Source organism: Mucilaginibacter sp., from assembly GCF_028287845.1.
Classification (GTDB): Bacteria; Bacteroidota; Bacteroidia; order Sphingobacteriales; family Sphingobacteriaceae; genus Mucilaginibacter.
Genome location: NZ_JAQBOW010000162.1, coordinates 108,959 through 123,799, shown reverse-complemented (window position 1 = coordinate 123,799; position 14,841 = coordinate 108,959). Strand labels below are relative to the sequence as shown.

Annotated in this window: 12 protein-coding genes; 9 read left to right on the top strand and 3 right to left on the bottom strand. The window is 39.4% G+C overall.

Annotation, left to right across the window (positions count from 1 at the left end):
- Positions 1 to 22 precede the first annotated feature (22 nt).
- A complete protein-coding gene (gldM, locus tag JWP71_RS16500) occupies positions 23 to 1,558 on the top strand; it encodes a gliding motility protein GldM (RefSeq protein ID WP_299502215.1) in 1,536 nt (511 codons plus the stop codon).
- A 6-nt stretch (positions 1,559 to 1,564) separates the two neighbouring features.
- On the top strand, positions 1,565 to 2,545 hold the full coding sequence (gene gldN, locus JWP71_RS16495; RefSeq protein WP_299502213.1) for a gliding motility protein GldN: 981 nt from the start codon (positions 1,565 to 1,567) through the stop codon (positions 2,543 to 2,545).
- Between the two features lie 227 nt (positions 2,546 to 2,772).
- Here gldN and uvrC read toward each other — a convergent pair whose 3' ends face one another.
- The 3 genes from uvrC to JWP71_RS16480 all read right to left on the bottom strand — a co-directional run bounded on the left by uvrC (position 2,773) and on the right by JWP71_RS16480 (position 9,864).
- Entirely contained in the window at positions 2,773 to 4,578 is a 1,806-nt protein-coding gene (gene uvrC, locus JWP71_RS16490; protein ID WP_299502211.1) for an excinuclease ABC subunit UvrC, read from the bottom strand.
- Positions 4,579 to 4,817: 239 nt separating this feature from the next.
- Positions 4,818 to 7,073 (bottom strand): transglycosylase domain-containing protein, encoded by a 2,256-nt coding sequence (locus tag JWP71_RS16485; protein WP_299502209.1) that lies wholly within the window; start codon positions 7,071 to 7,073, stop codon positions 4,818 to 4,820.
- A 4-nt stretch (positions 7,074 to 7,077) separates the two neighbouring features.
- Positions 7,078 to 9,864, bottom strand: coding sequence for a hypothetical protein (locus JWP71_RS16480; RefSeq protein ID WP_299502207.1), 2,787 nt, complete (start codon positions 9,862 to 9,864; stop codon positions 7,078 to 7,080).
- A 71-nt stretch (positions 9,865 to 9,935) separates the two neighbouring features.
- Here JWP71_RS16480 and JWP71_RS16475 point away from each other — a divergent pair, with 71 nt between their 5' ends.
- From JWP71_RS16475 to atpA, 7 genes are all read left to right on the top strand, one after another.
- Positions 9,936 to 10,166, top strand: a complete 231-nt coding sequence (locus tag JWP71_RS16475) for an AtpZ/AtpI family protein (protein WP_299502205.1) — start codon at positions 9,936 to 9,938, stop codon at positions 10,164 to 10,166.
- A gap of 44 nt (positions 10,167 to 10,210) precedes the next feature.
- The gene (locus JWP71_RS16470; RefSeq protein ID WP_299502203.1) at positions 10,211 to 10,549 is read left to right on the top strand and encodes a hypothetical protein; all 339 of its coding nucleotides are present in this window, start codon (positions 10,211 to 10,213) and stop codon (positions 10,547 to 10,549) included.
- 32 nt (positions 10,550 to 10,581) lie between these two features.
- Positions 10,582 to 11,661 carry a F0F1 ATP synthase subunit A gene (gene atpB / locus JWP71_RS16465; RefSeq protein ID WP_299502201.1) on the top strand — a complete coding sequence of 360 codons (1,080 nt, stop codon included), beginning with the start codon at positions 10,582 to 10,584 and terminating at the stop codon, positions 11,659 to 11,661.
- Positions 11,662 to 11,707: 46 nt separating this feature from the next.
- On the top strand, positions 11,708 to 11,917 hold the full coding sequence (gene atpE, locus JWP71_RS16460) for an ATP synthase F0 subunit C (RefSeq protein ID WP_299502200.1): 210 nt from the start codon (positions 11,708 to 11,710) through the stop codon (positions 11,915 to 11,917).
- Positions 11,918 to 12,012: 95 nt separating this feature from the next.
- Positions 12,013 to 12,504 carry a F0F1 ATP synthase subunit B gene (atpF, locus tag JWP71_RS16455; RefSeq protein ID WP_299502198.1) on the top strand — a complete coding sequence of 164 codons (492 nt, stop codon included), beginning with the start codon at positions 12,013 to 12,015 and terminating at the stop codon, positions 12,502 to 12,504.
- 125 nt (positions 12,505 to 12,629) lie between these two features.
- On the top strand, positions 12,630 to 13,175 hold the full coding sequence (gene atpH / locus JWP71_RS16450; RefSeq protein WP_299502195.1) for an ATP synthase F1 subunit delta: 546 nt from the start codon (positions 12,630 to 12,632) through the stop codon (positions 13,173 to 13,175).
- Positions 13,176 to 13,209: 34 nt separating this feature from the next.
- On the top strand, positions 13,210 to 14,787 hold the full coding sequence (atpA, locus tag JWP71_RS16445; protein WP_299502193.1) for a F0F1 ATP synthase subunit alpha: 1,578 nt from the start codon (positions 13,210 to 13,212) through the stop codon (positions 14,785 to 14,787).
- The last annotated feature ends 54 nt before the right edge of the window (positions 14,788 to 14,841 follow it).

Below are 14,841 nucleotides of genomic sequence, written 5' to 3'. Positions count from 1 at the left end.
CAATAATATATACATATAGAAGATGGCTGGAGGTAAACAAACCCCAAGGCAGCGGATGATGAACATTTTATATCTGGTACTGCTGGGCCTTATTGCCCTTGAAGTACCGGAAAGTTTGCTTGACGCGTTTAAAAACATTAGCGATAGTTTAGTTGCATCCAAAACAAATGTTGAGGTTGGTATTGAGAATACTTTTAATGCATTTGAAAAAACCAAACTTAAGGAGCAACCTGAAAGGGCCAAACCTATTTATGAAAGGGCCAAAAAAGCAAAAAAAATGTCTGATGACCTGAATACTTATGTGGAGTCATTAAAAACTATGTTAAAAGATGCAAGTGGCGGCTTTGACCCCGTTATGGATGATTATAAAGGCAGGGAAAATGTGGATATATCAGTTGACCTGATGGTTAACCGAAAAAGAAACGCTTACGACTTGCATAAAAAAATTGATGCTACCAGGGAAGGATTAATTGCATTATTAGATCCAAAAGACCGCAACGCTGCAAAACTGCCATTGCAGGCGCTTCCACCGGCACCAAGAGTTGGGTTCCAGAATAAAAGCTGGGAACAGGCTAATTTTGGCGAAGGTATGCCAATGGGTGCGGCTATGACCTCTTTGGTAAAGATACAGGCCGATATAAAAAACTCAGAAAACGAAGTAATTAAAAAAATATTAGGCGAAGTTGACCAGGCTGTAGTCAACCTTGATCAGTTTTCGGCAGTAGCAGTTGCCCCAACAAGTTATGTGCTGGTTGGCCAGCCTTATACGGCCGAGGTGTTCCTGACAGCGTCTGATTCAAAATCATCTCCGGATATTACCGTTGATGGTGGCAGGTTACCTACTGAATCTGGCCGTGGTAAATATACAGGCACCACCAGTAGTGAGGGTGTACACACCTGGATAGGTACAATATCTGTTAAACAAAATGATGGTACTTTTAAAACTTATAAAACCGAACCGCAAACTTATACAGTAGCAAAACCATCGGCAGTGGTATCACCCGATAAAATGAATGTATTATATATCGGTGTACCAAACCCGGTTTCGGTATCGGCACCCGGTGTTGCAAAAGGAGATATTAGAGTAAGTATTACAAATGGGTCTTTAACCCCGGCAGGTAATGGCTATACGGCAGCAGTAACTACGCTGGGTACAGCCACAATAACTGTATCCGGCCAGATATCAGGAAAATTAATGACTTTAGGGTCAACTTTATTCCGTGTAAAACGTATACCACCACCAAAGGCAATGTTTGCAGGTAAATCAGGAGGAACAACAAGCTCTGGCAATATTAAAGCGCAGGATGTTCTTTTTGCAAAGCTGGACGGTTTTGACTTTGATGCTAAGTTTAATGTTACCAGGTTTACGTTATTAATTTCTAAGCCACGCCAGGACCCGATTACTATTTCAGGAACAGGGAGCGAATTATCAGCTAATATGCACACGGCATTAAATTCTGTTACACCGGGTACAACAGTTGTATTTAAAGACATTTTTGCCGTGGGCCCTGATGGTGCACAGCAAAGCCTTGATAATATTGTATTATTTGCAAATTAAAAGCATATGAAAAAGAAATTATTACTAGGTGTACTTTGTTTAGCGTGTGTGGCATCATTCGCGCAAACAAAAAAGAAAAAAGGTACAGGTAATCCGGCACCAAAACAGGCTAAATCGGTTTCAAATGGCGCTGTGTCTAAACAATCATCAACGATTGATACTTCAAAGAAAATAACGGAGGCGCCCGTTACTCCGGATGCTCCTGCCAAACCATTTGACAGGCCCCTGGATGGATATTACAAAAAAACCAATATTCAAAATAACAAGGTAACACCGTATGCTAACGTACGCGAGTCGGACGTGGTATTTGCTAAAAGGGTTTGGGAAGAAATTGACCTGCGCGAAAAAGTAAACGCCTACCTGGCGTCGCCAAAGGCAAGGTTAATTGATGCTTTAATGGATGCTGTAGCGGCAGGCGAATTAACTGCTTATGACCCAATGCCTACTAAGAATGACCCTAATGGCGATAGCTTTGCAACTCCCTTAACTCCCGCTAAAGCCAAGGCCAAAATGGTAGATAGCGCTACAGTTGATGTATTTGATAAAAAAACGGGCGATAAGATTAGCTCTAAAATGCAGGCAGGTGAATTTGTTGCCGATAGTATTGTGAAATTTCGTATTAAAGAAGATTGGTTGTTTGATAAACAACGCTCTGTTTGGGAACCGCGTATTATTGGTATAGCACCAATGATCAAGCAAAAAGTAGCAGGCTTAAATTTGGATTATCAGCCGGCATTTTGGATATATTTCCCTGCTGCCCGCCAGGTATTGGTTACCAAAGAGGCATATAACCGCAATAATGATGCAACCGACCTAAGCTTTGATGACGTGTTCTTGAAACGCTTGTTTCATGGATATATAGTAAAACAATCAAACGATAAGGATGAACGTATTAAGGATTATGCCACAGGCATAGATCGTTTGTACGAATCTGAAAGAATAAAGAAATCATTAATGGACTGGGAACTTAATTTGTGGCAGTATTAATAAGTTAAAAGTCAAAATTAAAAAAGTCAAAATCTTATAGGTTTTGACTTTTTTGCTTTTATACGTTGATAAGTTTTTGAATTTTTACTTTTTAATTTTGACTTTCTAATCCGCTTAGGATTTAAGTGAAAAATCAAAATTAAAAAGTCAAAAGCTGATAAGGGTTTTGACTTTTTTGCTTTATGATAATTAGTGAAATTTTGAATTTTTACTTTTAAATTTTGACTTTACAAACCGCTGCCGCCAAAATATTCTACTATTGCTTTGGCTTGTTTGCCATTAACTACTTCCTGCAAAGTTTCGGCATCAGCTTCGCGAATTTTTTTAACAGATTTAAAGTATTTAAGCAGCTTTTCGGCAGTGGTTTTGCCTATGCCTTCAATTAGTTCAAGCTCGGTAGCCAGTGTACCCTTATCGCGCTTTTTACGGTGAAAGGTTATGCCAAAACGGTGTGCCTCGTCCCGTAAATACTGAATAACCTTTAGCGTCTCTGATTTTTTGTCGAGGTACATTGGGTATTGGTCGCCCGGGTAATAAATTTCTTCCAGGCGTTTGGCAATACCAATAATGGTAACCTGCTTTTCAATACCCAACAGTTTCAAACTCTTCATTGCAGATGATAGCTGGCCCTTGCCGCCGTCAATTACAATGAGCTGGGGTAATCCGGTGTCTTCATCCAAAACCCTGCGGTAGCGCCTTAAAACAGCTTCTTCCATGGTGGCAAAATCATCAGGGCCTACAACTGTTTTTACGTTAAAGTGGCGGTAATCTTTTTTAAATGGCTTACCATCCCTAAATACCACAATAGCCGACACCGGGTACTTGCCCTGGAAATTTGAATTATCAAAACACTCAATATGGCGTGGCAGTTGGTTCATGCGCAGGTCCTTCATCATCTGCGTTAGCAGGCGCTCGGTGCGTATTTCGGGGTTAAGCTTTTCGTATTGGTCTATGCGTTCTTTTTTAAAGAACTGTACATTTTTTTGCGACAGGTCAAGCAGCTTTCTTTTCTCGCCTAATTTTGGTACGGTAAATTTTAAAGTTGTGTCGTCAAGGTCTATCTTAAACGGCACAATTATCTCTTTAGATTCGCTGTTGTACCGGCTTCTAAATTCAATTATAGCCAGTTCCAGTAACTCCTCATCGCTTTCATCCAGCCTCTTTTTAAGCTCGATAGTTTGTGTTTGAATGATAGTGCCATTCATCACCTTTAAAAAATTCACAAAAGCAATTTTCTCTTCGGATGCTATACTAAACACATCCACATCAGTAATAGATGAATTTACAACGGTTGATTTACTTTGGTAATTCTCCAGCAGGTCAAACTTGCGTTTTAGCCGGTGCGCCAGCTCATAGTTCATGTTGGTGATGGCGTTATCCATCTCGGTTTTCATTTTGCGCAGCACTGCGCCAATTTTACCGTTCAGGATGTCTTTAATCTCTTCAATACTGTTATCGTAATCATCCTCGGTTTGATAATTTTGACAAGGGCCTTTGCAGTTACCCAACTGGTACTCCAGACAAACCTTAAATTTACCGGCATCAATATTTGGGCGGGTAAGTGCCAGGTTGCAAGTGCGTAGCGGGTATGTTTCTTTTATCAGCCCCAAAATGGCATGCATCATGCTTACTGAGGCATACGGCCCCAGGTATTTAGAGCCATCTTTAACAATGCGCCTGGTCCAGAATATGCGTGGGAAATGTTCGTTTTTAATAATGATCCAGGGATAAGTTTTATCATCCTTTAGCATTACATTATAGCGCGGCTGGTGCTTTTTGATCATGCTGTTTTCCAGCAGCCAGGCATCAACCTCGGTATCAACAATGGTAAACGTAATGTCGCGAATCTTTGATACCAAAACTTTTGTTTTGGCATTTACATTAATGTCTTTATTAAAGTAAGAGGTAACCCGGTTGCGCAGATCCTTAGCCTTACCAATATAAATAAGCTCCTTATCCTCGTTCCAATACTGGTATACCCCCGGTTTATGGGGGATGTTTTTTAATGCTGCCCTGTAGTCGAATTTCTCCATTCTAATTTAACTACGTCCTTGATTATCAATATAATTAAAAATTGTCATCTCGAACGATAGTGAGAGATCTTATACACCCTGCTAAGCAACCATGCCCAGGCGTTTAAGATTTCTCCTCGTTCCTCGTCGAAATGACAACCCGTTTTATGTAATTTCTTTTTTGCATACGTCATTCAATTTTCCAGGGTGGCCCTTAGTGGGTATTCGCAATGACGCTCGGATATTATTGTATAACATTATTAAAAACTGAGCTTCTTGTCCACCTCATTGGTGCCTTTTTGCTGCTGGCTGTAAGCATTGCAATCTAAAGTAATAGTTAGCGGATCCTTTGGCGGCGTAAAGTCTACATTCTTTTTTATGCCCAGCTGGCCATCGGCATACACTTTTTTCATATACAATGCAAAAATTGGTAATGCAGAATTGGCTCCTTCGCCCAGACTTTGAGTTCTGAAATGTATATCGCGGTCCTCGCAGCCGGTCCATATTCCGGTTACCAATTGCGGCGTTATACCGATAAACCAACCGTCGGAGTTATCATTAGTTGTACCTGTTTTACCGCCTATTGGGTTGGTTAAATTATAGGTCCATCTTAGCCTTTGTCCGGTTCCTATTTCTATAACCCCTTTTAACATGTAAGTCATTACATAGGCGGTTTGCTCACTCATGGCTTGTTTTCTTTTTACATGGTTGGTATATATTATATTGCCATTTTTGTCTTCAATTTTTACCAGATAATTAGGTTCGGTCCATACGCCATGATTAACAAACGCAGAGTAAGCGCCCGTCATATCAAATACCGAAGCGTCAAAACTGCCTATGCAAATAGACGGATAGGCAGGTACAAAACTTGTAACCCCCATTCGTTTAATAAGGTCTACCACCGGTATGGGGGTAAGCTCTTTCATGATATGGGCCGTTATCCAGTTTTGAGAGTGGGCCAGGGCTTCGCGCAACGTCAGCATGCCGTGAATAGTTTCGGTTGGGCCCGAATGCGGACACCAGGGCGGACTGCCGGGAGTGTAAATCGTATCGGGCACATTGTTTACCTGCATACAAGGAGAGTATGCATTTTCAATAGCCACAGCATAAGTAAACGGTTTAGCGGTAGAGCCTACCTGTCTTGTACCTCTGTATATCTGGTCGGTTTGAAAATGTTCGAAATTAATCCCACCCACCCATGCTTTAACATAGCCGGTTGTAGGGTCCATGCTCATTAACGAATTGCGTAGCAGGAACTTACAATACACTATAGAATCAATGGGCCGCATTAAGGTATCTATATCGCCGTGCCAGGTAAACAGGTTGATGTTATCGGGCGTATTAAAGTTTTGTTGTATCTCTTCCTCGCTTTTACCTTCCAGTTTTAGTTCTTTATACCGGTCGCAATGGCGCATGCCCGAGTCAATTAACAATTGATAATTATGTATCTCTTTGGCATAGTTATGATCGCGTTTTTTCCAATGCGCATTAAACTGTGCTTGCAGCGTACGCATATATTGTCTTTGCGCGTCCTCGGCATATTGCTGCATAGCGTAATCAATAGTGGTATATATTTGTAAACCATCGCTATCAAGATCATAGGGCGTTCCATCAGATTTATAAATAGAATTTTTATCCAATAATCTCCTAACAGCCCTCTTTAAAAAATCCCTGAAATATGGGGCTGGCCCCTCAGTATGGTTAACAGGGTGGTAATTTATGCCAAGCGGTTTAGCTTTATATTCTGCGGCTTGGCCCTCGCTTAAATAACCTTCACTAACCATGCGGTTCAAAACAAAATCACGATTGGCTTTTGCCCTATCCGGATGTCTAATTGGCGAATTTCGGGTTGTAGACGTTAACATTTGTATTAACACTGCAGCCTGGTCGGCTGTTAATTTAGCCGGAGTAGTATTAAAATAGGTTTGCGCTGCCGACTTTATGCCAAATGTATTGGCGCCAAAATCTACCGTGTTTAAATACATGGTAATGATTTCTTCTTTAGTATAATGCTTTTCTATACGGATGGCAGTTATTAATTCCTTTAATTTTTGAATAACACGCTTTACCGGGTTACGCGCTCTTTTATTGGTGTCCGAAAAAAGATTAAAAGCTAATTGCTGTGTAATTGTACTTGCTCCCTGTTTTTTAAACAGAAGTAAGTTATAAGGTATAATAGTAAATGTGCGCCAAAAATCTACGCCCGAATGGGTGAAAAAATGATTATCTTCTTTAGCTACTAATGCATTTATTACATCTTTTGATATCTGATTATAAGTTACGTTTGAACGATTTTTAACATAATATTTACCCAATATCTGTTTATCAGACGAATAGACCACCGATGCCTGGTCGCTTTTTGGATTTTCCAACTCATGCAGTGAAGGCAATGTGCCAAATACCCCAAAGGTAGTTAACGTTATCAGTATTATTACAAATGCAAAGCAGGCTATAAAAAATCTCCAGATGTACCAGTTGTATCTCTTTATATCTTGTTGCGAAAGTTTAACATCCATTTTATTAATAGGTTTGTTGGTAATAATCAATATAATTATCCAATAATTTTTTGTCGGCTAATTTATCCAGATTTTCTTGTGTTATAATAAAAAAACTGTATTTATCATTTGGTATTTTCATGATCTGGGGCAATAACGGGATAATAGTCCTGGCATATTTCTTAACCGCGTCAAGATTGTAAAACCGGCCTATATATATTAGCTGATTATCACGCCCGACATTTTTTAGCTGATGTTTAATTGCATTAGCCTGGAAATTGGCCCGGTTAAACTGCCCAATCCCAAAACGTGATGATGCCAGATCTGTTGTGCCGGTACTTACATTTATTACAAAATAATAGTTAGTACTATCTCGCAAGTTAAAAGTAATTGATGTTACTTTAACCGGCGGCCTGTCTTTTATACCTACCTGCTCTGCCGGTTTAACTACAGGTTTATCAACCACCGGTGTATAGCTACGATTGCGGTTATATGCTGTTTCTTTTTGATAGGCTATAGGCGGCGAAAAGAAGGCGCCTGTAGTATCACTATCCATTATAGCATAAGTTTGCGCGGCGAGTTCGGCTGAGTTAGCATCAACATAGGCTAAATGCTGTTTTACCAATGGTGTTATTAACTGATCGTTCGGGTAATTGTTAATCATTTGCTGCAGATCAGCACGGAAGGGGGCCGTTTTTTCTAAATGCCCACCCGCTATAGCGCGCAGGTAATACAACTGTACCAATAGCTTATTGCCGGGATATTGCTTTAACAAACTATCGGTAACACTAATAACCTGGCTATATTTTTTCTGGCGATACAGATCATACACTGTGTTATAAGATGCATAAAACCGCGAATCGTTGTCATCCAGCTTTTTGTTGTAATCGGGGTCGATAATTACTTTGGCAAATATGCTTTCGGGGTAAGTTTTTACCAGCTTGTTTTTATAGTCGTTTGATTTTTCTATATCAATATCGCTATACAATCTATACAAATTATAGTATACTGAAGGCTTATTAGGGTCATCAGGAAATTTACTTAATAATAATTCGTAGTTTATTATCGCATTATTTTTATCCTCTAAAATATCGCGGTAAAAATTGGCTATATCTAAATAAGCGTTATAAATGCGTGCGTTTGATTGTGCGAGCAATGCAGGGGTAAGGGGAAGATTTTGTAATAAATCGTTCCGGTAATTACCTGCCGATACATCAGTTTTACTTTTACGCATGTCTGCCGGTAATACTGCATCAGGGTCGGTTATAGAAGGTACATTTTGCTGTGCAACATTTGTATTATTGTTTATAACCGTATTATTGCTTTGTTTACTGCTCCTGCGCCAGTCATCTTCCAGTTTACGGCCACCCCATATACGTTTAAAATCATTATATCCCTGGCTAACAGCTGTGGCATTATAAAAATAAAAGCTGCTGCCTGTAGCTGGTTGGCCGGTTGGCGTAGCATTAGTATTAAGCGGCTTAGTTGCTGCAGCAATACTATTATTATTGGCTGTTATAGCCTGTTGCTGCAGAATTTGGGCATTAACCATATTGTCAATACGTACCGACCGTGTTTTTTCGTCTAGCTTAGCCAATATTTGCAAAGTATCTTCGCGGGCAATTATCTGTAATTTATCAACAATAATCTGCAGGTTATTGCTTTTCTTTTGTATGGTTTGATAGCCGGGATAGTTTGGCGAAAGATTAGTTAGCGTGCTGTCATAGTATTTTTTAGCACTTACATAATCGCCCTTGTCATTAAAGTCAATATCTGCTATGCGCAGGTAGGAGAGGCCCTTTTGGTTTTGATTTTTTGAGCTGTTACGTACCGATAACTTATAATATTTTATGGCATTGTTAATGTCTTTATTAACTTGGTAAAGCTGGGCAACCTGGTAATATATCTGGTCCTGGAAATCTTTATTATTCTCGTTTTTGAGCAAACTCAATAAAAGGCTTGTACGGTTCATCTTAATTCCGTTCCGCACATCCTCTATACGTATGCGATTAAGATTGGCATTAAATGCCATCTCGAACTCGGCATTGCTTTTAACAATACGGGTATAGCTTATTAAAGCCTCATTGTTTTCATGATTTAATTCTTGTAGTTGCCCAAGAATAAACGTCCAGCGTAATTTCTGACTGTTGTTTTTACAATAAAGTATAGCCTTTTTAGCTGCCGCTTCTGCGCCGACATAGTTTTTGGTATTAATATCATATTGTAGGGTTGCCGCATACACATCAGCCGGAATGGTTTTTTTAGGATTGGCGTTTTTATAAACCGTATCTAAAGCCAGTTTGGCTTCGCGCGTGTTATTTAAGTATAATAAGGCCCGTACCTTCCACGCTGCTGCTTGTTGTGTAAGGCTAACTTCTTCGGGGAATGAGCGAATTACGTAGCTAAAGAACTCGACAGCGTCAAAAAACTTTCCGGCCAAAAAATTGGCCTTACCCAGCACCATATATGCATCGCCCACATAGTGGCTCTGTTCTTTTTCGTTAATAATGGTGTTGGCTTTAATTATTGCGGCATCCAGATCTTTATCAGATGTGGTGCTATGTGGTATAGTGTCCCGGTAAACGCTTAATATACCGTCGTACGAATCAATATAACTGCCTGCATAGGTTTCCTGCTTTTGCCTTAACAACTCGTTTGCATTATATAATATATTATAATGAGCAGTTAAATTTTGCATGGCGCGGTTAAAGTTTGTCTTTCTCTCGAACGAGCAGCCTGCTATGGCAAATACCATTGCAAACAGAAAAAAGTTAACTTGCTTATTTACAGGGAATATGTAGTTTCGCCTCAAGATCGAACAGTGGTTTTAAAAGCCTTGCTAATTTAGTAAAGATTATGCAATAGGATTTAATAAATTTGCGCATGGCTAAAAATGAACCTACCGGCAATTCGGATGATAACGGCCCGGGAACCAATTATTCTAAGTTTATAGGCATTGCTTTCCAGATGATAGCTATTATTGGTTTGTTTACCTTTGCCGGCTATAAAATTGATGAAGCGGCAAACCATGCCACTAAATGGGCAACCGCCGCATTATCATTAACCGGTGTTTTTATTTCATTATTCATTATTATCAGATCTTTAAAAAATTGAAAATTCTTACTAAAATTTACCCTTTTATAATATTTACAATAATAATGGCAGCAGGGCCTTTGTATCTAATATATTCAGGCAATCAAAGTTATTTAATACCTCAGTTTTGGGGGCTGTTTGCATTTATATCTATATTAACATTAATTGTGTTGATAGCTATCCTTGTAGGGCAAGCCATAGATCCCGAAATGTATGCCCAATATTTTATGGGTGCTACCGCTTTTAAGCTGTTTGCCTGCTTAATTTTTATCCTGGTTTTTGTACTAAAACATAAGGTGGACAAGGCTGTTTTTATGGGTAATTTCTTTTACTTATATTTCTTAAATACGGCCTTTGAAGTTTATGTTTTGTTGCGTAACTTGCGCAACCAAAATTTAAAGTAAAAAACTTTATTTAGATGTATAAAAGGTCAATTTTGAAATCAAAAATTTTTACACTCCTGCAGATTTTCTGCGTTTTTTTAGTACTAACGGCGTTTTCTGCACCGGTATTTTCGCAAGAAAAAACCTCTGAAAGCGTTGAAAACGCGGTTGAAAAAAAGTTTGAACCAAGCGAGGTTATTTTAGAACACATTGCCGATTCGCACTCTTTCCATATTTTAGGAAACACGTCTGTTCCGTTACCGGTTATTTTGTATACCGATAAAGGTTTTGAGGTTTTTTCGGCAGCTCGTTTTGAGCATGGTAAAGCAGATTATGTTGGTAAATATTACACCTATCGTTTAATAAATGATAAAGTAAATATTGTTGGTGCAAATAATACTTTATTAGCAAGCGCCACCATATTAAAGTTGAATAGCTCGCTGATAGATTTTTCTATTACCCGCAACGTAATAAGTATGTGGATGTCTATCCTGTTTTTAGTTATTATATTTATTGCGGTATCATCAGCCTATAAAAAGCGCCAGGGTCAGGCGCCAAAAGGCTTACAGTCTTTTATGGAGCCAATTATTCTTTTTGTAAGGGATGATATTGCCCGCCCAAACATCGGTTATAAATACCGCAGGTTTATGCCTTTGCTGTTAACGGTATTTTTTTTTATATGGATAAATAACCTGATTGGCTTAGTGCCTTTCTTTCCCGGGGGGTCAAACCTTACCGGTAATATAGCAGTAACATTTGTACTGGCGTTAATAACTTTAATACTGGTTAATTTAAACGGCAACAAACATTACTGGAAACATATTTTTGTTCCGGCTGATGTGCCTGTTTGGATATGGCCGTTATGGTGGGTTATAGAGTTGGTAGGTATTATATCGCGTCCGTTTGCGTTAATGATTCGTTTGTTTGCCAACATTACGGCGGGCCACATTATTGTGTTAAGCTTAATATCATTAATATTTGTTTTCAAATCTTTATACATAGCACCGGTATCAGTTGCATTCGTAGTATTTATGGATGTGTTGGAATTATTGGTTGCTGCATTGCAGGCTTTCATTTTTACGTTGTTAACCGCCTTGTTTATAGGTACGGCAATTGAGGAAGCTCATCATTAATTAGTAAATAACTATAATACATATATTAACTTTTAAATTTAAAACAATGATTGGAAGTATCGCTGCACTTGGTGCAGGTTTATCAGTAATCGGAGCCGGTATCGGTATCGGTCAAATCGGTGGTAAAGCCGTTGAAGGTATTGCCCGCCAGCCGGAAGCTGCTTCAAAAATCCAAACTGCCATGATCATCGCTGCCGCCCTTGTAGAAGGTGCTGCTTTGTTTGGTGTGGTTGTATCATTCTTAGGCTTGAAATAATCAATCCTTAAAGAAGAAACATAACCTTACCTGTAGCGGTTGGCAACAGGTAAGGTTATTTAAAAAGTTGAATTAAAAATTTCTAAAATATAAAAATGGAATTAGTTACCCCCGAAATTGGCTTAGTATTCTGGACTACGGTATCATTTTTAGTGCTGTTTTTCCTGCTTGCTAAATTTGCCTGGAAGCCTATTATGGGCGCCATTGATGATAGAGAACGCTTTATTGAAGACTCATTGCGCAAAGCTGAAGCCGCTAAAGATGAAATGGCCCGTTTAACTAATGAAAACGAAGTGTTGTTAAAGCAGGCACGTGTTGAGCGTGATCTGATACTACATGAAGCTAAAAAAGTTAAGGACCAGATTATTGGCGATGCTAAAGAAGCTGCACATACAGAAGGTGCGCGCATGATAGAGCTTGCCCGTGTTGAAATTAACAACCAAAAAGCTATTGCTATGGCTGATGTTAAGAACCAGGTAGCTTCATTATCATTAGAAATTGCTGAGAAAGTATTGAAACAGCAATTTGCAGATCAGGCAAAACAAGACGAGTTGGTGAGCCAGCTTTTAAAAGAAGTAAAATTATAATATCGAATTTCGGATTTTCGATTTCGGATTTAGAAGTTGGAAATTGAAGTTTGAATAAATAATTAAATACGTGAATTAAAGGATAAGTAAATTCGAAATTGAACATCCGAAATCCGAAATAAAAAATGTCAGAATTAACGGTAGCAGCCAGGTACGCCAAATCATTGATTGATCTTTCGCAAGAGCAAAACGCTTTGGAAGATTTAAATAATGATATGGTATTTTTCCTGAAAACCTTAAAGGCAAACCCGCAGCTAATTGCAGTTTTAGGTAATCCTATCATATCTCATCAAAAAAAATTAAATATCCTGACCGGGTTATTTGAAGGTAAGGTGAATAAAATATCTATCGCGTTTTTTAAGCTGATGATAAACAAGGGTCGTGGCGAAGTTTTATACGCTACAGCGCACGAGTTTATTAACCAGTATGACTTTATAAAACACATTACCCAGGCTACAGTAGTATCAGCTACGCCATTATCAGCAGCTAACAAGGCTAAGATATTGGCCGAGGTAAAAGCAACGGTAGGCGGCGAAGTGGTATTAGAAGAAAGGGTAGATGCAACGCTGATTGGCGGTTTTGTATTAACCGTTGGCGACAGGCAGATAGATACCAGTATTGTAAGCAACTTAAAGAAATTGAAAAAGAACTTTGCCCAAGGCATTGTTTAATAAAATAAATAAAATCTCAAAATTAAAATAAACTATGGTAGAGGTAAGACCAGATGAAGTATCGGCAATTTTGCGTCAGCAGTTGGCGGGTTTCAAGTCAGAATCTGAATTAGAAGAAGTGGGTACCGTACTCCAGGTGGGTGATGGTATTGCACGCGTTTACGGTTTAACAAAAGTGCAATCAGGCGAGTTAGTTGAGTTTGACAATGGCTTACAAGGCATTGTATTAAACTTGGAAGAAGATAACGTGGGTGTTGTATTGTTGGGACAGAGCGACGAAATTAAAGAAGGCGATACTGTTAAACGTACCCGTAAAATTGCCTCTATAAACGTAGGTGAAGGTATGCTTGGCCGTGTTGTTAACACGTTAGGTGCACCTATTGATGGTAAAGGACCAATTGCCGGACAGACTTATGAAATGCCTTTAGAGCGTAAAGCTCCGGGTGTTATCTACCGTCAGCCGGTTACAGAGCCTTTGCAAACAGGTATTAAAGCTATTGATGCCATGATCCCTATCGGCCGCGGACAACGTGAGCTGGTAATTGGCGATCGCCAGACAGGTAAAACTGCGGTGTGTATTGATACCATCATCAACCAAAAAGAATTTTATGATGCCGGTAAGCCGGTTATCTGTATATATGTAGCTTGTGGCCAAAAGGCTTCTACAGTTGCAAACATTGTACGCGCGCTGGAAGAAAAAGGTGCTATGCCTTATTCTATCATTGTTGCTGCTAACGCTTCAGACTCTGCAACCATGCAATTCTTTGCTCCGTTTGCAGGTGCCGCTATCGGCGAGTATTTCCGCGATACCGGTCGCCCGGCATTAATTGTTTATGATGACTTGTCTAAACAAGCGGTTGCTTATCGTGAAGTATCTTTATTATTACGTCGTCCACCAGGCCGTGAGGCTTATCCGGGCGACGTGTTTTATCTGCACAGCCGTTTATTAGAACGTGCCGCCAAGATCAACGCCAATGATTCTATCGCGCAAGCGATGAATGATTTGCCGGAGTCTATCCGCAGCATAGTAAAAGGTGGCGGTTCATTAACAGCTTTGCCTATCATTGAAACACAAGCAGGCGACGTATCAGCCTATATCCCAACCAACGTAATTTCAATTACCGACGGACAAATATTCCTGGAGTCTAACTTGTTTAACGCTGGTGTTCGTCCGGCTATTAACGTGGGTATTTCGGTATCACGTGTAGGTGGTAACGCGCAGATCAAATCAATGAAGAAAGTAGCAGGTACTTTAAAACTTGACCAGGCACAATACCGTGAGCTGGAAGCTTTCTCAAAATTTGGATCAGACTTAGATGCTTCTACTAAAAACGTACTTGATAAAGGTGCGCGTAACGTAGAGATACTAAAACAAGGTCAGTATTCGCCGGTATCTGTTGAAAAACAGGTAGCCATTATTTACTTAGGTACTAAAAACCTTATGCGTGCTGTACCGGTAAATAAAATACGTGAGTTTGAAAGCGAATTTACAACCCAGTTAGAAATGCGTCATCCCGAAGTGCTTGCTGCATTAAAAGCAGGCAAGTTTGATGACCAGCTAACAAGCGTACTGGAAACAGTAGCTAAAGAACTGGTAGCGAATTACAATTAGTAGCTGGTATCAAGTAGTTAGTATCAAGTAACAAGATTTGATTCTTACTTGATG

Bases quoted from the DNA above. Each gene is read 5' to 3' on its own strand.
- gldM (WP_299502215.1), top strand. From the start codon at position 23: ATGGCTGGAGGTAAACAAACCCCAAGGCAGCGGATGATGAACATTTTA.
- gldN (WP_299502213.1), top strand. From the start codon at position 1,565: ATGAAAAAGAAATTATTACTAGGTGTACTTTGTTTAGCGTGTGTGGCA.
- uvrC (WP_299502211.1), bottom strand. From the start codon at position 4,578: ATGGAGAAATTCGACTACAGGGCAGCATTAAAAAACATCCCCCATAAA.
- JWP71_RS16485 (WP_299502209.1), bottom strand. From the start codon at position 7,073: ATGGATGTTAAACTTTCGCAACAAGATATAAAGAGATACAACTGGTAC.
- JWP71_RS16475 (WP_299502205.1), top strand. From the start codon at position 9,936: ATGGCTAAAAATGAACCTACCGGCAATTCGGATGATAACGGCCCGGGA.
- JWP71_RS16470 (WP_299502203.1), top strand. From the start codon at position 10,211: ATGGCAGCAGGGCCTTTGTATCTAATATATTCAGGCAATCAAAGTTAT.
- atpE (WP_299502200.1), top strand. From the start codon at position 11,708: ATGATTGGAAGTATCGCTGCACTTGGTGCAGGTTTATCAGTAATCGGA.
- atpF (WP_299502198.1), top strand. From the start codon at position 12,013: ATGGAATTAGTTACCCCCGAAATTGGCTTAGTATTCTGGACTACGGTA.
- atpH (WP_299502195.1), top strand. From the start codon at position 12,630: ATGTCAGAATTAACGGTAGCAGCCAGGTACGCCAAATCATTGATTGAT.
- atpA (WP_299502193.1), top strand. From the start codon at position 13,210: ATGGTAGAGGTAAGACCAGATGAAGTATCGGCAATTTTGCGTCAGCAG.